This is a genomic window from Streptomyces sp. NPDC057474 (assembly GCF_042802555.1).
Lineage (GTDB): Bacteria > Actinomycetota > Actinomycetes > Streptomycetales > Streptomycetaceae > Streptomyces.
Genome location: NZ_JBHVDX010000165.1, coordinates 1 through 23,446, shown reverse-complemented (window position 1 = coordinate 23,446; position 23,446 = coordinate 1). Strand labels below are relative to the sequence as shown.

The window sequence follows — 23,446 nt, the reverse complement described above, 5'->3', positions numbered from 1 at the left end:
AAACGCCCGGTTACATTCCGAACCCGGAAGCTAAGCCTTACAGCGCCGATGGTACTGCAGGGGGGACCCTGTGGGAGAGTAGGACGCCGCCGAACTCCTTTTAGAGCTCTGGCTCTTGGGCACACTGCCCGAGAGCCAGAGCTTTTTTGCGTTGAGGTAGGGTCAGGGGGCATCGTTGGCTCATTTCCCACAGGAGGCCCCCGGGTGGAGGTACAGGAGACCCGGGTCCAGACGGACCGGGTCCTCACCATCCCGAACATTCTCAGCATGGCGCGGCTCGTTGGCGTGCCCGTCTTCCTGTGGTTGATTCTCTGGCCCGAGTTCGGCGGCCCCAAGGTCGACGGCTGGGCGTTCCTGGTGATCGCTCTCAGTGGCGTCAGTGACTATCTGGACGGCATGCTGGCGCGGCGCTGGAACCAGATCAGCAGCCTTGGCCGGCTGCTCGATCCCGCAGCAGACAGGCTGTACATTCTGTCCACCCTGGTGGGTCTCACCTGGCGCGAGATTCTGCCAATCTGGTTGACCGCTGCACTGCTCTTGCGGGAGCTGGTTCTGCTGGTGATGGTGGGCATCCTCAGGCGGCACGGCTATCCGCCGCCGCAGGTGAACTTCCTCGGGAAGGCGGCTACCTTCAACTTGATGTGCGCTTTCCCGCTGCTGCTGCTCAGTGACGGAAGTGGATGGATCTCGTCACTCGCTGCTATTTTCGGATGGGCGTTCGCCGGATGGGGTACAACGCTGTACTGGTGGGCAGGGATCCTCTACGTGGTTCAGGTCCGCAGACTTGTCAGTGCGGACGCCATGGCCGATTGAGCCCGCCCCAGAGGTGGCCGTAGTGGCTCGATGGCCCGCTTCGAAAATGTGCGGGACAATCTGGACGGGTGAAGTCGGCTAGACCGTCGTCTCTTCAAGGAGGACGCTTCCGACATGAAGGCCGTCGTGATGGCCGGAGGCGAAGGCACACGCCTTCGTCCCATGACCTCGAGCATGCCCAAACCGCTCCTGCCCGTGGTGAACCGCCCGATCATGGAGCACGTTCTGAGGCTGCTCAAAAGGCATGGGCTCAACGAGACCGTCGTTACTGTCCAGTTCCTGGCGTCACTCGTCAAGAACTACTTCGGTGATGGCGAGGAGCTCGGGATGGAGCTCACCTATGCCAATGAGGAGAAGCCACTCGGTACCGCCGGGAGCGTGAAGAACGCCGAGGAAGCGCTGAAGGACGATGCGTTCCTTGTCATCTCCGGTGATGCCCTGACCGATTTCGATCTCACCGAGCTCATCAATTTCCACAAGGAAAAGGGTGCGTTGGTCACTGTCTGTCTGACACGGGTACCGAATCCCCTGGAATTTGGTATCACGATCGTGGACGAGGAAGGGAAAGTCGAGCGGTTCCTGGAGAAGCCGACCTGGGGTCAGGTCTTCTCCGACACCGTGAACACGGGCATCTATGTGATGGAGCCTGAGGTCTTCGACTACGTCGAGGCCGACGTTCCCGTCGACTGGTCCGGCGATGTCTTCCCGCAACTGATGAAGGAGGGCAAGCCGGTCTACGGCTATGTCGCCGAGGGGTACTGGGAGGACGTCGGTACTCACGAGAGCTATGTGAAGGCGCAGGCCGACGTCCTGGAGGGCAAGGTCGACGTCGAGATCGACGGCTTCGAACTCTCGCCAGGGGTGTGGATCGCCGAAGGCGCCGAGGTGCATCCCGACGCCGTGCTGCGGGGGCCGCTGTACATCGGGGACTACGCCAAGGTCGAGGCCGGCGTCGAAATCCGTGAGCACACTGTCGTGGGCTCGAACGTCGTGGTGAAGAGCGGGGCCTTCCTGCACAGGGCCGTTGTCCACGACAACGTGTACATCGGGCAGCACAGCAATCTGCGCGGATGCGTGGTCGGAAAGAACACCGACATCATGCGGGCCGCGCGGATCGAGGACGGCGCGGTGATCGGCGACGAGTGCCTCGTCGGCGAAGAATCGATCATCCAGGGGAACGTACGGGTCTATCCCTTCAAGACGATCGAGGCCGGCGCCTTCGTCAACACCTCGGTGATCTGGGAGTCCAGGGGCCAGGCGCATCTGTTCGGCGCCCGTGGTGTGTCCGGCATCCTGAACGTGGAGATCACGCCTGAGCTGGCCGTGAGACTCGCGGGCGCGTACGCCACGACGCTCAAGAAGGGCTCCACGGTCACCACCGCCCGCGACCACTCCCGAGGCGCCCGCGCGCTGAAGCGGGCGGTCATCTCGGCGCTGCAGGCCAGCGCCATCGACGTACGGGATCTGGAGAACGTACCGCTGCCGGTGGCGCGGCAGCAGACCGCGCGGGGCAGTGCCGGCGGGATCATGATTCGGACGACGCCGGGGGTTCCGGACTCGGTCGACATCATGTTCTTCGACGGGCAGGGGGCCGACCTCTCGCAGGCCAGCCAGCGGAAGCTGGACCGGGTGTTCGCGCGGCAGGAGTACCGGCGCGCGTTCCCGGGGGAGATCGGGGACCTGCATTTTCCGGCGAGTGTGTTCGACTCGTACACCGGGTCGTTGCTGCGGAACGTCGACACGACCGGGATCGCCGAGTCGGGACTCAAGGTCGTCGTGGACGCGTCCAACGGCAGTGCCGGTCTCGTGCTGCCGAGTCTGCTCGGCAAGCTGGGCGTCGACTCGTTGACGATCAACCCCGGTCTCGACGAGTCGAGGCCGACGGAGACGGGCGACATGCGGCGGTCGGGGCTGGTGCGGCTGGGCGAGATCGTGGCGTCCTCACGGGCCGCGTTCGGAGTGCGGTTCGACCCTGTCGGTGAACGGCTGTCGCTCGTCGACGAGAAGGGGCGGATCGTCGAGGACGACCGGGCCCTGCTGGTCATGCTCGACCTGGTCGCCGCGGAGCGGCGGAGTGGCCGGGTGGCGCTGCCGGTGACCACCACGAGGATCGGCGAGCAGGTCGCGGCGTACCACGGCACGCAGGTCGAGTGGACGACCACCTCGCCGGACGATCTGACGCGGGTCGGCGGGGACGAGACGACCATCTTCGGCGGGGACGGGCGCGGTGGGTTCATCGTGCCGGAGTTCAGCAGCGTCTTCGACGGGGCGGCGGCCTTCGTGCGGCTCATCGGACTGGTGGCGCGGACGCAGCTCACGCTCAGCCAGATCGACGCACGGATTCCGCGGGCGCACGTCCTGAAGCGGGATCTCGCCACTCCGTGGGCCGTCAAGGGCCTGGTGATGCGGCGGGTCGTGGAGGAGGCCGGCGATCGCTTTGTCGACACGACCGACGGTGTGCGGGTCGTGGAGACGGACGGCCGGTGGGTGATGGTCCTGCCGGATCCGGCCGAGGCCGTCACGCATCTGTGGGCCGAGGGGCCCGACGACGCCTCCGCGCAGGCCCTGCTCGACGAGTGGGCGGCGGTGGTGGACAGCGCCGGCCGCTGAGCCGTCTCGCACGCGCGTGCCGGACAAGTGCCTCCAACGGGGCCTGTCCGGCACGCCGGTGGGGCCATTCGGAGGTAGTGCTCCCGACGTGCGACGATGTGCGGCATGCCGCAGCAGCCCCCCGTTCGGAGCACACCCACGCGCCCGTCGCGTCCGGACGCCTCCATGTCGCTGCTCACCAACGTCATGGACCACAGCCTCGACGACGGATACGCCGAGGCCGCCGCCCGCAAGAAAGCCGCGGGCACCGAGGGCATGCCGAAGACGGTGCGGGCCAAGCTGGGGTTCGCGGTCGGCCTGGTGCTCGCGGCCCTCGTGGTGACGGTGGGTGCGGCACAGGCGCGGATAAGCGCTCCTGTTGTCGCCAAGGAGCGTGAGGAGCTCATCGACCGCATCCAGGAGGAGACCGCTGCCGCGGACAGGCTCGAGGACTCCGTGGACGAGCTCCGTGACGATGTGAGCGCACGGCAGCGCAAGGCACTCAAGGACGACGGCGGCAGCGACGGGAACGATCTGGTGGGCATCCTGTCGGGCGCCGTCGAGGTGCACGGTCCCGGGGTGCGGCTCGTCGTCAACGACTCCAAGGACGCCGGCCAGGGCGGTGACGGCGACCCGCGGGAGACGTCCGGGTTCTCGGACACCGGTCGGGTGCGCGACCGGGACATGCAGCGGGTCGTCAACGGGCTGTGGGAGTCGGGCGCCGAAGCCATCTCGATCAACGGCCAGCGGCTCACCGCGCTGTCGGCGATCAGGGCCGCGGGCGACGCGATACTGGTCGACAACAAACCGCTGGCGCCGCCTTACACGGTCCTCGCGGTGGGGGACGGGCAGCGGCTGAGCACAAGGTTCCAGAACAGCCCCGACGGGCTGTATCTGCATGTCCTCCAGGAGAATTTCGGCATCCGGACGAGCATCTCCGTCGAGGAAGACATCAGGGTGCCGGCCGCGCCGAGCGTGATCGTACGAACAGCAGAACCGAGTACAGAGAAGGGCACATCGTGATCGCCGTACTGGGCCTCGCCCTCGGAGTCGTGGCCGGACTGTTGGTCCGGCCCGAGGTACCGGCGGTCGTCGAGCCGTATCTCCCCATCGCCGTGGTGGCGGCGCTGGACGCCGTCTTCGGTGGTCTGCGCGCGATGCTGGACGGCATCTTCGACGACAAGGTCTTCGTGGTGTCGTTCCTGTCGAACGTGGTCGTGGCCGCCCTGATCGTCTTCCTCGGCGACAAGTTGGGCGTCGGCGCCCAGCTGTCCACGGGCGTCGTGGTCGTCCTCGGTATCCGTATCTTCTCCAACGCCGCGGCGATCCGTCGGCACGTGTTCCGGGCGTGAGGCCGATGAGCGAGCGGGACGAGACGCCGAGGCCGAAGCCGACTCCGGGCGGGGGAGAGGACGACACACCGACGACCCGGCTGCGCCGGGAACTCCCCCAAGAAGCGCCCTCCACGGCCGCCGAGGAGCCCGTAGAGGCTCCGCAGAAGGAGAGGAACAGGCTGACCGGGCGGCAGCGGCTGGCTCAGGGGCTGTGGCCGCCGCGCTTCACCCGGGCCCAACTCATCGTGGCTCTCCTGCTGTTCGGCCTCGGCTTCGGTCTGGCCATCCAGGTGGCCTCCAACAACGACGACAGCGCGCTGCGCGGGGCACGCCAGGAAGATCTCGTACGCATCCTCGATGAACTGGATGACCGTACTCAGCGTCTGGAGGAGGAGAAGCAGGGTCTCGAAGGCCAGCGCACCGAGTTGGAGAACAGCTCGGACCAGGCCGAGGAGGCACGCAAGCAGACGGTCGAGAAGGAGCGGCAACTCGGCATTCTGGCGGGCACGGTGGCGGCGCAGGGACCCGGCATCACACTGACGATCAACGACACGAAGGGAACGGTCGAGGCGGACATGTTGCTCGACGCGATCCAGGAGCTGCGAGCGGCCGGCGCGGAGGCGATCCAGGTGAACGGCGTGCGGGTCGTCGCCAGCACCTATCTGACCGATTCCGGCGAGGGAATCAGCGTCGACGGGAACAAGATCACCCAGCCCTTTCGTTTCAAGGCCATCGGCAACCCGCAGGACCTCGAGCCCGCGCTGAACATCCCCGGAGGCGTGGTGCAGACACTGGAGAAGGAGCAGGCCACCGTGACCGTGCAGCGGGCGGACAAGATCGTCGTGGACGCCTTGCGAGCGGCGAAGCGGCCTGACTACGCTCGGTCGTCCTCCCAGTGAACCGCAGGTGCATGGGGCCCGTCCGGCCAGGGCATGAGGTTGCGGGGGGTCGGCGCACCGAATGGGTGGTGCGTGGTGGAAACTGTCTGGTGGATACGGACGTTGTGAGGTTGTCCGGGTCGGCCGGTGTGTTCAGTCAGGGTTCGTCCTGCCCCACGGGCGGGTCTGTTTCGGTCAAGGGGAATCGCCCGTGAAGTTGTTTGCGAAGTTGTTCGGCAAGAGCGCGCGAGAGGGCAGCGACAACGCGACCTCCCGCCATCGCGCGCAGCCATCGGAAGCGGAGGACCAGGGCGGTGAGCGCCCTCTGTTCCGGGACCAGGTCGCTGGTCCGGGAGGTGACATTTCCGGAGGTCAGGGCGCGCCGTCTGTTGACCCTGCCCAGTCGGGCCGCATAGGTTTCGGGGAACCGTCAACCTCAGGTACGGGTGGAGGGTTTGCCACCGACCCGTATGCGTCCAATGCCCCGGCGGGGCAGCCGCGGCAGGAGGATCCGTCGATGTCGGCCCTGGTGTGTACGAGGTGCGGTAACCGCAACGCGGAGAACAGCCGCTTCTGCTCGAACTGCGGTGCTCCGCTGCGGGCCGGCGCGGCCGCCGAGCGTCCGTCCGAGACGACCTCCACGATCTCCATCTCCGGCCTCGAGGCCTACGACTCCGAGGTCACCGGCCAGACCCAGCTGCCGGCGCTCTCCCCCGAGGCCCAGGCCGCCGTAGACGCGCTGCCGCTCGGCTCGGCGCTCCTGGTCGTGCGCCGCGGCCCGAACGCGGGCAGCCGGTTCCTGCTGGACGGCGATCTGACCACGTCGGGCCGTCACCCGCAGAGCGACATCTTCCTGGACGACGTGACCGTGTCGCGCCGCCACGTGGAGTTCCGCCGAGGTCAGGACGGCTCGTTCACAGTCGCCGACGTCGGCAGCCTGAACGGCACGTACGTCAATCGTGAGCGGATCGACCAGGTCGCCCTGCACAACGGTGACGAGGTGCAGATCGGCAAGTACCGGCTGGTCTTCTACGCGAGCCAGCGGGGCTACTGACCCTCCCCCGGACTGCGTCCGGGGGGATCCCCAGGGAAGGTCCATGCTTCGAACAACGAGCGGTGGTGCCGACCACGGCACCGCCGCCGCGGACAGTGGCCTGATGAGCATCGGCACGGTGCTGAACGCCTTGCGCGAGGAGTTCCCCGAAGTAACGATCTCCAAAATCCGTTTCCTGGAGTCGGAGGGGCTCATCGAGCCGCAGCGAACCCCCTCGGGGTATCGCAAGTTCAGTGCCGAGGACGTCGAGCGCCTTGGACACGTCCTCAGGATGCAGCGGGACCACTATCTGCCGCTCAAGGTGATCCGTGAGTATCTGGAGGCCCTGGAGCGCGGCGAGGACGTACGGCTGCCGTCCGTGGGGCGCCAGCGAGACGTCGGTGACGTGGAGCGCCTGAGCGAGCTCTTCGGGGAGCCCGAGGAGCCGACGGCCGCCCGGATCGGGCGCGGCGAGCTCGTCGCCGGCGCCGGGATCGAAGAGGAGCAGCTGACCGAGTGGGAGTCGTACGGGCTGGTGGCCTCGCTGCCGGACGGGTCGTTCGACGCCGAGGCCCTCACCGTCGCCACGCTTGTGGTGGAACTGGGGCGGTTCGGTATCGAGCCCCGGCATCTGAGGGTGATGCGGGCCGCGGCGGACCGTGAGGCGGGGCTCGTCGATCAGGTCGTGGCGCCCCTGCGTCGGCACCGTAACCCGCAGACCAGGGCGCATGCAGAGGACCGCACGAGGGAGCTGGCGGGGCTCACGGTCAAGCTGCATGCCGCGCTCGTGCAGAGCGCGCTGGGTGTACGGCTCCGCTGAGGCGCGGTGTTCGCCTGTGGCGGATCGGTCGGCCGATCTGTGCCCGACTACCCAAACATCCCGAGCACGGCCTAGGGTTGCTGTGTGAACGAGCTCGATGTCGTAGGTGTCCGGGTCGAAATGCCCTCCAACCAACCGATCGTGCTCCTGCGCGAAGTGGGAGGCGACCGTTACCTCCCCATCTGGATCGGTCCGGGGGAGGCGACGGCGATCGCTTTCGCCCAGCAGGGCATGGCCCCCGCGCGACCGCTGACCCACGACCTGTTCAAGGACGTGCTGGAGGCCGTCGGCCAGGAGCTCACGGAAGTGCGCATCACCGACCTGCGTGAGGGCGTCTTCTACGCGGAGCTGGTGTTCGCCAGTGGGGTCGAGGTGAGTGCCCGGCCGTCCGATGCCATAGCGCTGGCGCTGCGCACCGGGACGCCGATCTTCGGCAGTGACGGGGTGCTCGACGACGCCGGCATCGCGATCCCGGACGAGCAGGAGGACGAGGTGGAGAAGTTCCGCGAGTTCCTCGACCAGATCTCGCCCGAGGACTTCGGAACGAACAGCCAGTGAGGTCGGGCGGGCGGTCGTACAGGGCCGTGGGGCCTTGACGCCGCCGGTCGTCACCGGTGGCAGGTGTGCGGGTTCGGGGCTCAAGGCGTCGTGGACCGCCGGGGCGTGGTGGCCCAGGGCCGTTGTGGTGGATGAGACGGGCCGCGAGCGCCACCTGCGGGGCATCGAAGCGAAGGGTGGGCAGGTCCGCGGCCGGTATGGCCGGCCGGAGTGGTCGGGGCAGCGGCGCCGTGAGCGCGGGCCCAATCGGTGGGGGTGTCAGCCGGGGGTTCGGCACATGCCACGTGTCAGTGCGCTGGTAGGCAGCTCCGCCGCCGGGCATTCGGCTAGCCTTTCCCCGCGGGAGGGCACGGGAAACCACTCTCAGGGTGATTATCACTCGGCGTGGCGAGTGCGGTGGTCGTTGACGCACCCCTGGCGGCTGCCTACCGTCGATAAGGCAGGTCAAGGACGGAGGTCGGCGTGAGAAGCAGCGGCGACGGTACGGCTGGGGGTGCCCCCGGACGCAGGCTGGGGGACGGCGGCCCGTACCCGCTTCACGGCAGCGCGGCCGGTCACGTCCCGCAGCGGCCCACGGCTGTGCAGGGGAACAGCGCGGAGGCGGCGTCCGAGCCGCACGAGAAGGTCGGCTACCGCGGTCCCACCGCGTGTGCGGCCGCAGGCATCACCTATCGACAGCTCGACTACTGGGCCCGTACCGGTCTCGTGGAGCCGAGTGTGCGGTCCGCCCAGGGGTCGGGGACGCAGCGGCTCTACAGCTTCCGGGACGTCGTCGTCCTGAAGATCGTGAAACGGTTCCTCGACACGGGAGTGTCACTGCAGAACATCCGCACCGCCGTCCAGCACCTGCGGGAGCGGGGCTTCAGCGATCTGGAGCGGATGACGCTGATGAGTGACGGGGCGACGGTCTACGAATGCACATCGCCCGACGAGGTCCACGCACTGCTCCAGGGCGGCCAGGGGGTATTCGGGATCGCCGTAGGGGTGGTCTGGCGTGATGTGGAAAGCGCTCTCTCGCAGCTGCACGGGGAGCGGGTCGACACGGGGGAGACGCTCGTGGCCCACAATCCGGCGGACGAGCTCGCGCGGCGGCGCAACCGGGCGGTCTGAGGGCGTCGGCGCTGTTCGCCCCAGGCGGTTCGGGGCGCGGCCTGGCTTGTGGAGCCAGTCGTGCACGGCGTATGCCGTGGCCTGTGGCGCAGGTCGGCCGGGGCATTGTCAGTGGCGTAGGGCAGCATCGGAGATGTGAGAACCGTGCCCACGATCCTGCATCTCGACATGGATGCCTTCTACGCCTCGGCGGAGCAGGCATCCAAGCCGAGTCTGCGCGGGAAAGCCGTTGTCGTGGGCGGGCTCGGGCCGCGCGGGGTGGTCGCGACCGCCTCGTACGAGGCGCGGGTCTTCGGGGTCCACTCTGCGATGCCGATGGCGCAGGCGCGTCGACTCGCGCCCAACGCCGCGTACCTCACGCCGCGCTTCACGTTCTACCGGGCGATCAGTGAGCAGGTCATGGCGATGTTGCGTGATCTGTCGCCGCTGGTGGAGCCGTTGAGCCTGGACGAGGCGTTCGTGGACCTGGAGGCCGGGGGCGCGGCCTGGGACGAGGAGTCGGCGCGGCTGGCGGGGGTGCGGTTGCGTGCGGACATACGGGCGGTGACCGCGCTGACGGGATCCGTGGGGCTCGCGGCCTGCAAGATGCTCGCGAAGATCGCCTCCGAGCAGGCCAAGCCGGACGGGCTGGTGCTGATCGAGCCAGGGACCGAGCGGGCGTTGCTGGGGCCGATGTCCGTGCGGATCCTGCCGGGGGTGGGCCCGGCGACCGGGGACCATCTGCGGCGGGCCGGGATCATCACGGTCGAGGAGATCGTGGAGGCCGGGGAGGACGAGGTCGTACGGCTGCTGGGGAAGGCCCATGGGCACGGGCTGTACGCGATGGCGCTGGCGCGGGACGACCGGGCGGTGGTGGCTGAGCGGGACACGAAGTCGGTGTCGGTGGAGGACACGTACGACGTGGACATCCATGACCGGGTGCGGGTTCGGATGGAGGTGCAGCGGCTCGCGGATCGGTGTGTGCGGAGGTTGCGGGGGGCCGGGCTGTCGGGGCGGACGATCGTGTTGAAGGTGCGGCGGTACGACTTTTCGACGTTGACCCGGTCCGAGACGTTGCGGGGGCCCACGGACGACCCGGCGGTGGTGCGGGAGGCCGCGGCGCGGTTGCTGGAGGCCGTGGACACGACGGGTGGGGTGCGGTTGCTGGGGGTGGGCGTGAGTGGGCTCGCCGATTACACGCAGGAGGACTTGTTCGCGCAGGCGGCGGGGGAGCCGGACCTTGCGGAGGAGGAGTCTGGTTCCGCTGCGGAGGAGCCTGTGGTCGAGGAGAGTGCGGGTGGGGAGCGGCTGTGGAGGGCCGGGCATGACGTGCGGCATACCGAGTACGGGCACGGGTGGGTGCAGGGGAGTGGGCTGGGGCGGGTGACCGTGCGGTTCGAGACGCCGGATGACGTGGAGCCCGGGCGGGTGCGGACCTTCAGAACGGACGATCCGGGGCTGGAACCGGCGGAGCCGTTGCCGCTGGTGTCGGGTGGGGTGCGGGGATGAGGCTGGTGGGGGACCGCCGGACTGCCCCGTTGTGGTTGAGCGCCGTTGCGGCGGATCAAGGGGCCGGCGCGAGAAAGTGCGTGGGACAAAGGGGCGCACGAGAGACGAGCGGGGTGAGGCGGGGTGAGGGGTGCGGCACGAGATTGCCGCGGGGGTGAGGGCGAGGAGCGCCAGAAGCTGCGGGGGCAGGGCAGGGCAGGGCAGGGCCGGGGCAGCGGCGCGGAAGGCGTGCGGGTGAAGGGGAACAGCGCCAGAAGCTGCGGGGCTGAAGGGGAACAGCGCACGAAGATGCACGAGGTGAGGGGGAGTGGCGTCGGAAGGCGTGCGGGTGTGGGGCCTGGGGTGAGCGAGGTTGGGAGGGCGCTTCGCTAGGCGTCTTCCTGGCCCGCCACGTTTCCGAAGTCGTGGTCCATGGGTGGGGGCGGGGCTATGTCGAGGCTGTAGTGGTGGTAGAGCTGGAGTTCTTGTTCGGGGGAGAGGTGGCGGCCTACGCCGAAGTCGGGGGCGTCTTTGATGAGGGCGCGGTCGAAGGGGACGCGGAGGGAGCCCTCGACGAGTTCGCTGGGCTCCAGGGGGACGAAGGCGTCGCGGCCGAAGAGGCCCATGCGTATGGCGGCCCACTCGGGGATGCCGGTCGCGTCGTCGAGGTAGACCTCGTCCACGGTGCCGATCTTGCTGCCCTTGCGGTCGAACGCCTTGCGGCCGATCAGGTTGCGCGGATCGATGTCGGTCTGCACGGGCCCTCCAGGTGGTCGCAGAGGTGTCGCGAATCATCCCTCACCACTACGAAAGGGCACATCGGGGAAGGTGGCCACTCGAAGACTCGTGCGTGCACCGCGCTGATACGCTGGCAACGGCTGCTGACCCCGTGCGGGAGAGTCCTCCGGACACCATCCGGAGGCGCCGAAGGAGCAAATCCTCCCCAGAATCTCTCAGGCCCACGTACCGCACGGACGAGGTCACTCTGGAAAGCAGGGCGGGTGTCACGGCTTCCGCTCTCACCGACGGTGAAAGCCGGTTCGTACCTGGACCGGTGAAGCTCTCAGGTCGAGATGACAGAGGGGGAGGCCGTCGGGGCACCCGTGCCGTGGTGCCCCTCGAAGGTCGCGTCAGACCAGGAGGCCTCCGCAATGACCGCCCATCGCATTCCGCTCTCCGAGCTCGAACAGGGAATCCCCTTCGAGCGGCGCCATATCGGACCAGATGTCGAGGCCCGGGCCAAGATGCTCGCGCACGTCGGGTACGGCTCGCTCGACGAGCTGACGGCCGCCGCGGTCCCGGATGTGATCAAGAACGCCGAGGCGCTGGACCTTCCTGGCGCGCGTACCGAGGCCGAGGTGCTCGCCGAGCTGCGTTCCCTCGCGGACCGCAACCAGGTGCTCGGCTCGATGATCGGGCTCGGGTACTACGGGACATTCACGCCGCCCGTGATTCTGCGGAACGTCATGGAGAATCCGGCCTGGTACACCGCCTATACGCCGTATCAGCCCGAGATTTCCCAGGGTCGGCTCGAGGCGCTGCTCAATTTTCAGACCATGGTGGCCGAACTGACCGGTCTGCCCACCTCCGGGGCCTCCTTGCTCGACGAGGGCACCGCCGCCGCCGAGGCCATGGCGTTGTCCCGGCGCATGGGGAAGAACAAGAAGGGACTTTTCCTCGTCGATGCGGACGCGCTGCCGCAGACGACCGCCGTGATCGAGACCCGGGCCGAGCCGACCGGGGTCGAGGTCGTCGTCGCCGATCTCAGTGACGGGATTCCGGCCGACATCGCCGGGCGTGAAATCAACGGGGTGCTGCTCCAGTACCCGGGCGCCTCCGGTGCCGTACGGGATCTGAAGCCGGTCATCGAGCAGGCGCACGAGCTCGGCGCGCTCGTCACCGTCGCCGCCGATCTGCTGGCTTTGACGCTGTTGGTCTCGCCCGGTGAGTTGGGCGCCGACATCGCGGTGGGGACGACGCAGCGGTTCGGTGTGCCGATGGGCTTCGGCGGGCCGCACGCGGGTTACATGGCTGTGCGGGAGAAGTTCGCGCGCAGCCTGCCCGGGCGGCTCGTCGGGGTTTCCGTGGACGCGGACGGGCACAAGGCGTACCGGCTCGCCCTGCAGACGCGGGAGCAGCACATCCGCCGGGAGAAGGCGACCAGCAACATCTGCACGGCGCAGGTGCTGCTCGCCGTGATGGCCGGTATGTACGCCGTGTACCACGGGCCGGAGGGGCTGCGGACCGTCGCCCGGCGTACGCACCGGTACGCCACTGTGCTCGCCGCGGGGCTCGCGGCCGGTGGGATCGAGGTCGTGCACGGGGCGTACTTCGACACGCTCACCGTGCGGGTGCCGGGGCGGGCCGGCGAGGTCGTGGCGGCCGCGCGGGAACATGGCGTGAACCTGCACGCCGTGGACGCCGACCTGGTGTCGATGTCCTGCGACGAGACCACGACGCGGGCGCAGCTGGGCGCCGTATGGACCGCGTTCGGGGTGGAGGGGGACGTAGAGGCCCTCGACGCCGCCGTTGCGGACAGGCTGCCGGAGGTGCTGCTGCGGTCGGACGACTACCTCACGCACCCGGTGTTCCACGATTACCGCTCCGAGACCGCAATGCTGCGCTACCTGCGCCGGCTCGCCGACCGGGACTACGCGCTGGACCGGGGCATGATCCCGCTGGGCTCCTGCACGATGAAGCTCAACGCGACCACCGAGATGGAGCCGGTGACGTGGCCGGAGTTCGGGCAGCTGCATCCGTTCGCGCCCGCCGCGCAGACGCAGGGGTATCTCACGCTCATCCGTGAGCTGGAGGAGCGGCTGGCGGAGGCCACCGGCTACGACAAGGTGTCGCTGCAGCCCAACGCGGGCTCGCAGGGTGAGCTGGCCGGGCTGCTGGCCGTACGCGGATACCACCGGGGCAACGGTGACGAGCAGCGGACCGTGTGCCTCATCCCGTCCTCCGCGCACGGCACCAACGCGGCGAGCGCCGTCATGGCCGGTATGAAGGTCGTCGTCGTGAAGACCGCCGAGGACGGTGAGATCGACGTCGAGGACCTGCGGACGAAGATCGAGCAGTACCGCGACGAGCTGTCCGTGTTGATGATCACGTATCCGTCGACGCACGGGGTGTTCGAGGAGCATGTGGCCGACATCTGCGCGCAGGTGCACGATGCGGGCGGCCAGGTGTACGTCGACGGCGCCAACCTCAACGCGCTGGTGGGTCTCGCCAAGCCGGGCCACTTCGGCGGTGACGTCTCGCACCTGAACCTGCACAAGACGTTCTGCATCCCGCACGGCGGCGGGGGGCCGGGCGTCGGGCCGGTGGCGGTGCGCGAGCACCTGGCGCCGTATCTGCCGAACCACCCGTTGCAGCCGGCGGCCGGCCCGGAGACCGGCGTGGGACCGATCTCGGCGGCGCCGTGGGGTTCGGCAGGCATCCTGCCGATCTCGTGGGCTTACGTCCGGCTCATGGGCGGTGAGGGGCTGAAGCGGGCCACGCAGGTGGCGGTGCTCAGCGCCAACTACATCGCCAAGCGGCTGGAGCCGCACTACCCGGTGCTCTACACCGGCCCGGGCGGGCTTGTGGCGCACGAGTGCATCATCGACCTGCGGCCGCTGGCCAAGTCGACCGGGGTGAGCGTCGACGACATTGCCAAGCGGCTGATCGACTACGGCTTCCACGCGCCGACGATGTCGTTCCCGGTGGCAGGGACGCTGATGATCGAGCCGACCGAGTCGGAGGACCTCGGTGAGCTGGACCGGTTCTGCGAGGCGATGATCGCGATCCGCGCGGAGATCGAGAAGGTCGGCTCGGGCGAGTGGCCCGCGGATGACAACCCACTGCGGAACGCGCCGCACACCGCGGCCGCGCTCGGCGGGACGTGGGAGCACGCCTACACGCGCGGGGAGGCGGTCTTCCCGGCCGGGGTCTCGCCCGCCGACAAGTACTGGCCGCCGGTGCGCCGGATCGACCAGGCCTTCGGGGACCGGAACCTGGTCTGTTCCTGCCCGCCGCTGGACGCTTACGAAGAGTAGTCACCTGCGGATACGCGTCGGGGCCGGTTCGGAGAGTGCTTCTCCGGCCGGCCCCACTTCTGTCCGGGCGGACGTCCTGTGCGGGGACGCTCGCCCTGGGTGCACGTGAGTGCGGCTCAGGCGGCTGTCATCACCGTGTCGGTGCCCATCGGGCGGTGCGGGGCGATGATCTGGCCGTCCGGCAGAAGCTCACCGGTGTCCTCGAAGAGCAGAACGCCGTTGCAGAGCAGGCTCCATCCCTGCTCCGGGTGGTGCGCCACGTGTCGGGCGCCTTCCCGGTCGGCGGATTCGGCGGTCGGGCACAGTGGCTGGTGCTGGCACATGGTTGTTGGGATCTTTCGCTGTGTCGTGTGGTCTGAGATGGCTGTTTTGTCTGTCCCGCGGCTTGAAGCCCCGTTCATGACCGCCCCCCGTTGGTAAATCGGTCCGGTCCCAGTGTTGCCCCACGGGCGTCAATCCGCAGGGATTTCGCAGCACCGCTTCTCACAGGTTGATGACGCATCAGCCGTGCGGACGGTTCATCCCAACCGCACTGTCCCTTCGGGTGATTCACAGTGGTCGGATGGGGCTAGTCCGGTGACGAAAGACATGTGAATAGCTCGTACGAGCGTATTGGCGCCCGGAAGAGCGGAAATTCTTGATAGCGGGAACAAGCGCCCCGCTACCGGGATATCGGCAGCGGGGCGCGAGCGGTACGAATGACGAGGCGGCCCGGGTTTCAGGCAGGTGATCCCAGGAGTGGGGCGGCTGTCAGCCGGGTGGTCAAGACCGGGAGGAGATCGGTGACCCGGTGTGGTCGGTGGGCCGCGATGCCGGGCGGTGCGGGCGCCAGCGGGACCAGCAGGTCGCTCGGTGCCGGGTGGCCGGTGGCGCCGTCGGCGGTGGGGTCGGCGTGCAGCCAGAGCATGAGCATGTACAGCTCGGGCACCGACAACAGGCGTGGCTGGTAGGGCTGCTGCATGACGTCGGCCTGGCGCAGGGCGCGCTCGGTCGAGGTGATGTACGGGCCCTCGAAGAAGTGCGAGAACGCCCAGCCGTCGGGGGTCAGCCGGGTCTCGGCGGCGGCCACGGCGCGGTCGCCGCAGCGGATCAGGAACCGCCATCCGGTGAGCCGGGCGATGCCCGTGCCCTCGGGGGTGATCCGGTCGAGTACGTGGACGGGCAGCGGGAGTTCGGGTGTGGCGGGGCCCTGGGCGTTCTTCAGGGAGGGGGTTCGCGCCTCGTGGACGGCGGTGGGGGAACCGAGTGCCGTGAGGACGGTGCGCAGGGCGGGCGCGGGAGCCGGGGGGACATGCAGCGGCATGGTGGGTCGCCTCTCAATTCGACAGGCACGGTGGCGCGAGGGCGGGGGCGGACGGCGCTGTCAGCTCTCGGGTATCGGAGAGACGGGTGCACGGGGTCCGGTGCGTGGGTAGGGTCCGCCGCGCGTGGCTGACGGCAGGACCGAGGACCGCGAGTGCCGGCTCTCAGCCTCGTTTGCGGAGTTTATACGACACGTGTTCACACGAGGTTTCGTCTAGCCGTTCCGGATATGAAGAGCAAGGCGGTATCCGGTCGCCGGGACATGGGCATCAACCCGTTTTCCTGCGGGGGGCGCGTCGGTGACCTCGGATTACCGTCGCGTAGTGGACGGCCGGTTCTCGTCGGCGCTTTTCACGAAAGCGCCGGACAGAAAGCGCGTGTTCATACTTGCCCGCTGAATGTGCCAGAAGCACGCCGAGTGAATAAGGTCGGAGGTGACCGCGCTCAGCCTAGCGTGTGCAGGTCCCGCGTGGGACGTTATCGATGGCTCTGCCTGGGCATCATCAACCGTGGACCCGGGACAGCAGTGGCCGGCACGTCGGCCTGCCCATCCGAGGAGGGACACTTCGATGGGGGAGAAGGTCGTGGCGGGGCCGTTTGGCCTCTCCGATCGCCAGCAGTACCGCGACAAGCTGCGGCAGTGCCTGGTGGGGCTGGCGCGGCTGCTGGAGGAGAAGCGGTTCGACCGACCCAGAAACCTCATGGGTGTGGAGATCGAGCTGAACCTCGTCGACGGCGACGGTCTGCCGAGAATGATGAATGCGCAAGTACTTGAGCGGATTGCGAGCCGAGATTTCCAAACAGAACTCGCCATGTTCAATCTGGAAGTCAACATTGCTCCACATCGGCTGGACGGCCGCGTATTCGACCAGCTTTCCGAGGAGCTGCGCACCTCCCTCGCGTATGCCGACCGCAAAGCGATCGAGGTGGGCGCGGGAATCGTGATGATCGGCATTCTGCCCACGCTGGACCGTGATGACCTGGTCTCCTCGAACCTCTCCGCGGGCGACCGCTACACCTTGTTGAACGATCAGATCGTCGCTGCCCGCGGTGAGGATTTCACCCTGGACATCGACGGGGTGGAGCGGCTCGTCTGCACCTCGAAGTCCATCGCGCCCGAAGCCGCCTGCACCTCCGTGCAGCTGCACCTCCAGGTCACCCCGGGCCGGTTCGCCGACGTGTGGAACGCCGCCCAGGCGGTCGCCGCCGCGCAGGTAGCCATCGGTGCCAACTCGCCGTTCCTGTTCGGGCACGAACTGTGGCGCGAGTCGCGGCCGCCGCTGTTCCAGCAGTCCACCGACACCCGGCCGCCCGAACTCCAGGCCCAAGGGGTGCGGCCGCGCACCTGGTTCGGTGAGCGGTGGATCTCCTCGGCGTACGACCTCTTCGAGGAGAACCTGCGTTTCTTCCCTGCCCTGCTGCCCATCTGCGACGACGAGGATCCGATCGGCGTCCTCGACGCGGGCGGCGTTCCCTCACTCGCCGAACTCACCTTGCACAACGGCACGATCTACCGCTGGAACCGTCCCGTCTACGGCATCGCCGACGGGGTCCCGCACCTGCGCGTCGAGAACCGGGTGCTGCCCGCCGGACCGACCATCACGGACGTGATCGCCAACGCGGCCTTCTACTACGGGGTCGTACGCGCCCTCGCCGAGGAGTCGCGGCCCGTCTGGACGCGGCTGCCGTTCGAGGCGGCCGCCGCCAACTTCGACGAGGCGTGCCGGCACGGCATCGACGCGCGGCTGCAGTGGCCGCGCGGGCGCTACGGCGGGGTGGGACCGGTGGACGCGGTGAACCTCGTACGGGACGAGCTGTTGCCGCTCGCCGAGGTGGGGCTGGACGCGTGGGGTGTCGAGCCGGTCGACCGGGACTTCTACCTCGGTGTGATCGAGGAGCGCTGCCGACGCCGGGTCAACGGGGCTTCCTGGCAGGTGGAAACGTTCCACCGGGCTCTGGCCAAGGGCCTCGGCCGGGACGCGGCGCTGGCCGCCACCACGCGGCGGTACGGCGAGCTGATGCACTCCGGGGAGCCGGTCCACAGCTGGCCGGTCGGGCTGCCGGAGCCGGTGCCGCTGGGGTGAGCGACCTCACGGCGGGCGTGGGCGGCCTCTGAAGGGGGCGCCGCCGTCGCCGTCGGGTGAGAGGTCCCGGGTGCGAGGCCCTGAAAGGACACCGCCGGAATGTTCCGGACCGTCGCGGGTGATGATGGACCCTCGGCGGGGCCGGACAACTGGAGGCGTGGGTGCAGGGGCAGGCGGAGTCGGTGGGGGATGCGGTGCCGTGGGAGCGGCCGGGCCGACGGATTCTGAGGGACGAGACACTGCTCGTGCTCGGGCTCTCGCTCGGCGCGAGCGGGGTGTCCGCGCTGATCAGCTTCATCGGGTCGGTCACCAAGCCGGGTGGGCTGAAGGACCAGGCGGCCACCATGAACGCCTCGGCCGCGCCGGGCCGGCCCTGGCTCGACCTCGCGTGGCAGCTCTTCGGGATCACGACCGCCCTGGTGCCCGTCGCGCTGGTCGCGCATTTCCTGCTGCGCGAGGGCGCGGGGCTGCGCACCCTCGGGTTCGACCGTACGAAGCCGTGGCCCGACCTCGGCCGGGGCGCGGCGATCGCCGCGGTGATCGGCAGCACCGGGATCGCCTTCTATCTGGCGGCCCGCGGCCTCGGCTTCAACCTCACCGTGGTACCGGAGGCGCTGCCCGAGGTGTGGTGGAAGTACCCCGTGCTGATCCTCTCCGCGATCCAGAACGCGGTCCTCGAAGAGGTCATCGTGGTCGGGTATCTGCTGCGTAGGCTCCAGCAACTGGGCTGGTCACCGGGGAGCGCGCTCGCCGCCAGCTCGGTGCTGCGCGGGTCGTACCACCTCTATCAGGGCATCGGCGGCTTCATCGGCAACATGGTGATGGGCGTGGTGTTCGTCTATCTGTACCGGCGGTGGGGGCGAGTGGGCCCGCTCGTGGTGGCCCACTCGCTGCTCGACATCGGGGCGTTCGTGGGGTACGCGCTGTTGGCGGGGAAGGTGGACTGGCTGCCCACCCCGTAGGTGACAGCCGTACGGTCAGGACCGTGCAGTCAGGACCGTGTGGTCAGGCGAGGAGTTCGCCGTCGATGACCGTGACCGCGCGGCCGGAGAGCAGGGTGCGGTCGCCGCGGAGTTCGGTGCGGACGTGGCCCGAGCGGGGGGAGGCCTGGAGGCCGGTGAGGTCCGGGCTGCCCAGGCGTTCGGACCAGAACGGGGCCAGTGCGGTGTGGGCGCTGCCGGTGACCGGGTCCTCGTCGATGCCGAGGTTGGGGAAGAAGCAGCGCGAGACGTAGTCGTGGCCGGCGGAGGGGTCCGCGGCGCGGGCGGTGGCGATGATGCCGCGCTCGGAGTAGCGGCCGAGGGTTCGCAGGTCGGGGGTGAGGCCCAGGACCGTCTTCTCGTCGGCGAGCTCGACCAGCAGGTCGCCCACGTTCGGGCCGGTGTCTACGGCGCTGAGCGGCTCGGCGCCCAGAGCCTCGGCGACGCCCTCCGGGACGGCGACCGGGGTGAGGGGCGCGGTCGGGAAGTCGAGGGTGAGGGAGCCGTCCGGCCGGGGCGTGGCGATGAGGACCCCGCTGCGCGTGGCGAACCGCACTGCACCCTCATGGGTGTTCGCGCTGGTCAGGACATGTGCGGTGGCCAGTGTGGCGTGGCCGCACATCGCCACCTCGGCGACCGGTGTGAACCAGCGCAGTGCCCAGTCGGCCTCGCCGCCCGCCGGGAGGGGGTGGGCGAACGCGGTCTCGGCGTGGTTGACCTCTGTGGCCACGTTCTGCAGCCAGGCGTCGTCCGGGAAGGCGTCGAGGAGGAGGACTCCGGCGGGGTTGCCGGAGAAGGGGCGGTCGGTGAAGGCGTCGACGATACGAATGCGCATGGGACGACGCTAAGCGGTCGTTGAAGCCGCGGGCCAAGGCCAATTCCGGGATGGTGGACCGGTTTTCGGGGGCCATTCGGGGCCGGGGGTTGCCGGTTGGCCCCGGGGCGGGCGTTCGCTGGTCGCTTGCGCAAGATGCCGAGTTCGTACGGCGGTGGACTGCCGAGTTTCGTACGGCGTCGGGTCGTCGGGTTCGGGTTAGTGGACGGAGAAGCCGCCGTCGACGAAGACCGCCTGCCCGGTGATGTAGCCGGCGGAGCGGCCGGCCAGGAACACCGCGGCTCCGGCGAAGTCGTCGGCCAGCCCGTTGCGTCCGGCCAGCGTGCGCGCGGCGAGCGCGGCCACCTGCTCCGGGTCGGACGACAGCCGCGTGTTGAGCGGGGTCGGGACGAAGCCGGGGACCAGGGTGTTGCAGGTGACGCCGTGGGGCGACCATGCCTCGGCCTGCGAGCGGGCCAGCGACTCCAGCGCGCCCTTGGAGACGCCGTACGCGCCGCTTCGGACGAACGCCCGGTGTGCCTGCTGGGAGGTGATGTGGATGATGCGACCGTAGCCCCGCTCGGCCATGCCGGGCCCGAAGCGCCGGCCCAGTAGGAAGGGCGCGTCCAGGTTCACGGCCATGGTGGTGTCCCACACGTCCTCGTCCAACTCGCTCATCGGCGGTCGCAGGTTGATCCCGGCGCTGTTGACGAGGATGTCGGGCTCGCCGAACGACTCGACCGCCTGCTCCGCCACAGCGCGCACGCCGGCTCGGGTGCTCAGGTCGCCGCTCACCCAGGCCGCCCGGCAGCCGTCCGCCGTCAGTTCGTCGACCGTGGCCGTCAGCTCCGCCTCCTTGCGCGCGACGATCACCACGCTCGCCCCCGCCCGGGCGAGAGCCCTGGTGATGGCCTTGCCGATGCCGGAGCTGCCGCCCGTCACCACGGCGACCCGGCCGTCCAGCGAGAACAGTTCGGAGAGGTAGCTGTTGGAGATCATTCACGCACCCTAGAGGGGGCGTCGACGGGGACGGTGTGCGGGGGATCGGCGGCGTCCTTTCGGGGATCGGCCAGGCGTGGCTATATGGCTATTCCGATCGGTTCGGTGTGCTGATGACGTGGTGGATCGCGGAGGTGATGTCGGCCGCGATGTGGGTGGGCCGGTAGGAGTCCTGGGCCCAGGCGCGGCCGTTGGCCACCCACACGCTGGGCAGACCGAGTGCGTCGGCGCCCGCGATGTCGGCGTGCGGTGAGTCGCCGATGACCCATGCGCCGGGCAGGGGGAGGCCGCCGGTGGCGGCCGCGGCGTAAAAGATCTCCGGTTCCGGCTTCTTGTGGCCGACGGCTTCGGAGACGGCCCAGCCCTGGACGAGCCGGTCGAGCCCGGTGTGGCGGATCTTCGCCTCCTGCTGGACGGTCCGGCCGTTGGTGACGATGACGCAGGTCCAGCCGCCCATCCGCGCTCTGTCCAGTGCCTCGCGGGTGGCGGGCGCCAGGACCACGCGGTCGGCGGCGCCGGTGTCGAGCAGGGTGCGGACGGCGATGGGTGGTACCGCGCTTCCGTAGTGGTCGGTCAGGGCGGCGGCGACCTCGTGACGAGGGGTGTAGCCGCCGGCATCGACGGTGGTCACCCACGGCAGGTCGGTGTCGGGCAGGCCGTGCGCGGAGAGGAAGGCGGCTGCGGCGTCGCGGAAGGCCGCGTCGCGGTCGATCAGGGTGTTGTCCAGGTCGAGCAGCAACAAGGGCATGCGCGGCAGTAGACCACGACGGCGTTTCGAGTCGGGGGTTGTCATGCGACAGGTTCCGATATATCGTTGAGCCATCGCGACAGATCAACGATGGAATGGAGTGATTGCGATGCGTTCCCGTGGACAGGACTTCGGATTCGAGCGTGGACATGGACGCCGTGGTGGGGAGCACCCCCGCGGCGGAGGTGACGCCGAGGCGCTGCGCGCCGCCTTCGGGCCCTTCGGGCCGGGCCATGGTGGTCCCGGGCCCTTCGGACCCTTCGGCGGGGGCCCCTGGGGTGGGCGCGGCCGAGGCGGACCCAGGGGAAGGGCACGGCGGGGCGACGTACGCGCGTCGATCCTGGCCCTCCTCAAGGACAGGCCCATGCACGGCTACGAGATGATCCAGGAGATCGCCGAGCGCAGTGGCGGGGCGTGGAAGCCCAGCCCCGGCTCGGTGTATCCCACCCTCCAGCTGTTGGAGGACGAGGGACTGATCGCCAGTGCGACCGAGGGTGGCAAGAAGCTGTTCTCGCTCACCGAGGCCGGTCGCACCGCGGCCGAGGAAGGACCCGAGGCCCCCTGGGAAGAGGCCTCGCGCGGGGTCGACTGGGAGGCGCTGAGCGAGATCCGGCAGGCCGGCTTCGGTCTGATGGAGGCGTTCGGCCAGGTCTGGAAGACCGGCGACAAGGGCCAGCGCGACAAGGCGCTGACGGTGATCAACGAAGCCCGCAAGAAGCTGTACCTGATCCTCGCCGACGAGGACTGACGGCCGTGCGTGGGTGATACGTGCGTGAGAGCGCCCCGCGGAGGTTGGTTCCGCGGGGCGCTTCCGTGTGCACAGGGCGCGCGAGTGGTGCGGGCGGGCGCGGGGTCAGGCCACGAGGCCGCCCAGCTTGCGCAGGGACTCGTCGAGCGCGGCCGTGGCTGAGTCCTTGAGCTTGCCCGCCATCAGGGAGACGGCCGCGCCGGTGAACCGGCCGTCGATGCGGACCGTGGTGGCGTCGCCGTCGGGGGTCAGGGTGTAGCGGGTGGCGAGGTCCACGGCCATCGGGCCCTTGCCGCGGATGGCCAGGGTGCGGGCGGGTTCCAGTTCGGCGATGGTCCACTCGACCTCCGCCGGGAAGCCCATGAGCCTCATGTTCTCCTGGAAGGTGCCGCCCACTTCGAGGGTCTTTGGGCCGCCCTTGGGGAAACCGGTGTGGGTCGTGTTCCACTCGCCGTACGCGGACCAGTCGACGAGCCGGGCCCAGACCTGCTCGGCGGGTGCCTCGATGCGTGCCTCCGCGCTGACATCGGCCATGCGACAACCCCTTCGCCTCGGACGGTGGTGTCGCGGAACGTAGCCTCGGGGCCCGGAACATTCAATACTGATGAACCGTCAGAAACGAGTCGCGGTCGCCGACATCGCCGTCCGCACTCAGCCCGACGCCTGGTTCGCCTGGCGGATCGGCGCCGCGTCGAACAGGTCCCACAGGCGCGTGGGAGACGGCTCTCGTCGTGGCAGTGCCAGGCCTCCCGGAACAGGTCGGCGGGCAGCGCGTTCTCGGGGGCGTACACCCGGTACACGTACTGCCTGCCGTCGATCGCCGGCAGGGCCACCGGCCAGCACCCGCTCTCCATGCGATGAGCAACGGGCGCCGGTGCGATGCGGTTGCGTTCGGAGGCGGGGCAAGGAGGCGCGCGCCCCTGGGATGGGGCGGCCGGATCTCATCCGTAGGGAGGAGGCGTGGGTCCTCCTTACGCAACCTGTGCCGGACGCCAAGATGCTTCCTTCCGTGGATGACTCGGGGGTGGTGGGACTGATGGGGTGGAGGACGTGCGATCCCGTATTCCCCGGCAGTCGGCCGTAGGCCATGGTCCGAACCGCGTGGAGATCGAGGGCAGGCTCACGGACGAGC

21 protein-coding genes, 1 rRNA gene, 1 pseudogene and 1 riboswitch are annotated in these 23,446 nt (G+C 69.1%); of the genes and pseudogenes, 15 read left to right on the top strand and 8 right to left on the bottom strand.

The genetic code is table 11. The annotated features are described in order from the left end of the window. The 11 genes from rrf to ACFU53_RS33845 form a co-directional block, all read left to right on the top strand. Window positions 1–95, top strand: a 5S ribosomal RNA gene (gene rrf / locus ACFU53_RS33895); the annotation flags it as partial. A 109-nt stretch (window positions 96–204) separates the two neighbouring features. Beyond that, window positions 205–813 (top strand): CDP-alcohol phosphatidyltransferase family protein, encoded by a 609-nt coding sequence (locus tag ACFU53_RS33890; RefSeq protein ID WP_384001158.1) that lies wholly within the window; start codon window positions 205–207, stop codon window positions 811–813. Window positions 814–927: 114 nt separating this feature from the next. Further along, on the top strand, window positions 928–3,423 hold the full coding sequence (locus ACFU53_RS33885) for a sugar phosphate nucleotidyltransferase (protein ID WP_384001155.1): 2,496 nt from the start codon (window positions 928–930) through the stop codon (window positions 3,421–3,423). Between the two features lie 96 nt (window positions 3,424–3,519). Then, entirely contained in the window at window positions 3,520–4,425 is a 906-nt protein-coding gene (locus ACFU53_RS33880) for a DUF881 domain-containing protein (protein WP_384001152.1), read from the top strand. Further along, a complete protein-coding gene (locus ACFU53_RS33875) occupies window positions 4,422–4,754 on the top strand; it encodes a small basic family protein (protein ID WP_384001149.1) in 333 nt (110 codons plus the stop codon). The genes ACFU53_RS33880 and ACFU53_RS33875 overlap by 4 nt, the downstream gene beginning before the upstream one ends. Before the next feature lie 5 nt (window positions 4,755–4,759). Further along, a complete protein-coding gene (locus ACFU53_RS33870; RefSeq protein ID WP_384001146.1) occupies window positions 4,760–5,635 on the top strand; it encodes a DUF881 domain-containing protein in 876 nt (291 codons plus the stop codon). Between the two features lie 61 nt (window positions 5,636–5,696). Further along, on the top strand, window positions 5,697–6,668 hold the full coding sequence (locus ACFU53_RS33865; RefSeq protein ID WP_384001143.1) for an FHA domain-containing protein: 972 nt from the start codon (window positions 5,697–5,699) through the stop codon (window positions 6,666–6,668). Window positions 6,669–6,711: 43 nt separating this feature from the next. After that, window positions 6,712–7,467 carry a MerR family transcriptional regulator gene (locus tag ACFU53_RS33860; protein ID WP_384001140.1) on the top strand — a complete coding sequence of 252 codons (756 nt, stop codon included), beginning with the start codon at window positions 6,712–6,714 and terminating at the stop codon, window positions 7,465–7,467. A gap of 84 nt (window positions 7,468–7,551) precedes the next feature. Then, on the top strand, window positions 7,552–8,025 hold the full coding sequence (locus tag ACFU53_RS33855; protein ID WP_005475662.1) for a bifunctional nuclease family protein: 474 nt from the start codon (window positions 7,552–7,554) through the stop codon (window positions 8,023–8,025). A 579-nt stretch (window positions 8,026–8,604) separates the two neighbouring features. Further along, entirely contained in the window at window positions 8,605–9,135 is a 531-nt protein-coding gene (locus ACFU53_RS33850) for a MerR family transcriptional regulator (protein ID WP_384001161.1), read from the top strand. 135 nt (window positions 9,136–9,270) lie between these two features. Next, window positions 9,271–10,623, top strand: a complete 1,353-nt coding sequence (locus tag ACFU53_RS33845) for a DNA polymerase IV (RefSeq protein ID WP_384001137.1) — start codon at window positions 9,271–9,273, stop codon at window positions 10,621–10,623. Window positions 10,624–10,991: 368 nt separating this feature from the next. On the opposite strand, the gene ACFU53_RS33840 is transcribed toward ACFU53_RS33845, so the two are convergent. Next, window positions 10,992–11,360, bottom strand: coding sequence for a PRC-barrel domain-containing protein (locus tag ACFU53_RS33840; protein ID WP_384001134.1), 369 nt, complete (start codon window positions 11,358–11,360; stop codon window positions 10,992–10,994). 124 nt (window positions 11,361–11,484) lie between these two features. Beyond that, a riboswitch (glycine riboswitch) is annotated at window positions 11,485–11,581 on the top strand. Between the two features lie 172 nt (window positions 11,582–11,753). On the opposite strand from ACFU53_RS33840, the gene gcvP reads away from it, so the two are divergent. Further along, entirely contained in the window at window positions 11,754–14,639 is a 2,886-nt protein-coding gene (gcvP, locus tag ACFU53_RS33835) for an aminomethyl-transferring glycine dehydrogenase (RefSeq protein WP_384001131.1), read from the top strand. 116 nt (window positions 14,640–14,755) lie between these two features. Here the strand turns inward: gcvP and ACFU53_RS33830 are convergent, their stop codons facing one another. Continuing rightward, on the bottom strand, window positions 14,756–14,962 hold the full coding sequence (locus ACFU53_RS33830) for a DUF5999 family protein (protein ID WP_384001128.1): 207 nt from the start codon (window positions 14,960–14,962) through the stop codon (window positions 14,756–14,758). A 395-nt stretch (window positions 14,963–15,357) separates the two neighbouring features. Further along, on the bottom strand, window positions 15,358–15,942 hold the full coding sequence (locus ACFU53_RS33825) for a hypothetical protein (RefSeq protein WP_384001125.1): 585 nt from the start codon (window positions 15,940–15,942) through the stop codon (window positions 15,358–15,360). Window positions 15,943–16,510: 568 nt separating this feature from the next. Here ACFU53_RS33825 and ACFU53_RS33820 point away from each other — a divergent pair. Further along, window positions 16,511–18,025 carry a glutamate--cysteine ligase gene (locus ACFU53_RS33820; protein WP_384001122.1) on the top strand — a complete coding sequence of 505 codons (1,515 nt, stop codon included), beginning with the start codon at window positions 16,511–16,513 and terminating at the stop codon, window positions 18,023–18,025. A gap of 161 nt (window positions 18,026–18,186) precedes the next feature. Beyond that, window positions 18,187–18,987 (top strand): CPBP family intramembrane glutamic endopeptidase, encoded by an 801-nt coding sequence (locus ACFU53_RS33815; protein WP_384001119.1) that lies wholly within the window; start codon window positions 18,187–18,189, stop codon window positions 18,985–18,987. A 43-nt stretch (window positions 18,988–19,030) separates the two neighbouring features. On the opposite strand, the gene ACFU53_RS33810 is transcribed toward ACFU53_RS33815, so the two are convergent. The 3 genes from ACFU53_RS33810 to ACFU53_RS33800 all read right to left on the bottom strand — a co-directional run bounded on the left by ACFU53_RS33810 (window position 19,031) and on the right by ACFU53_RS33800 (window position 21,566). After that, a complete protein-coding gene (locus ACFU53_RS33810; RefSeq protein ID WP_384001116.1) occupies window positions 19,031–19,840 on the bottom strand; it encodes a PhzF family phenazine biosynthesis protein in 810 nt (269 codons plus the stop codon). Between the two features lie 198 nt (window positions 19,841–20,038). Beyond that, a complete protein-coding gene (locus ACFU53_RS33805; protein ID WP_384001113.1) occupies window positions 20,039–20,818 on the bottom strand; it encodes an SDR family NAD(P)-dependent oxidoreductase in 780 nt (259 codons plus the stop codon). Window positions 20,819–20,906: 88 nt separating this feature from the next. Further along, window positions 20,907–21,566, bottom strand: a complete 660-nt coding sequence (locus tag ACFU53_RS33800; RefSeq protein WP_384001110.1) for an HAD family hydrolase — start codon at window positions 21,564–21,566, stop codon at window positions 20,907–20,909. Window positions 21,567–21,675: 109 nt separating this feature from the next. Here ACFU53_RS33800 and ACFU53_RS33795 point away from each other — a divergent pair, with 109 nt between their 5' ends. Beyond that, complete coding sequence (locus ACFU53_RS33795; RefSeq protein WP_384001107.1) at window positions 21,676–22,314, top strand: PadR family transcriptional regulator; 639 nt, start codon at window positions 21,676–21,678, stop codon at window positions 22,312–22,314. Window positions 22,315–22,419: 105 nt separating this feature from the next. On the opposite strand, the gene ACFU53_RS33790 is transcribed toward ACFU53_RS33795, so the two are convergent. Next, complete coding sequence (locus ACFU53_RS33790; RefSeq protein WP_384001104.1) at window positions 22,420–22,848, bottom strand: SRPBCC family protein; 429 nt, start codon at window positions 22,846–22,848, stop codon at window positions 22,420–22,422. Between the two features lie 117 nt (window positions 22,849–22,965). Further along, window positions 22,966–23,168, bottom strand: a pseudogene (locus ACFU53_RS33785) (hypothetical protein). Between the last annotated feature and the right edge of the window lie 278 nt (window positions 23,169–23,446).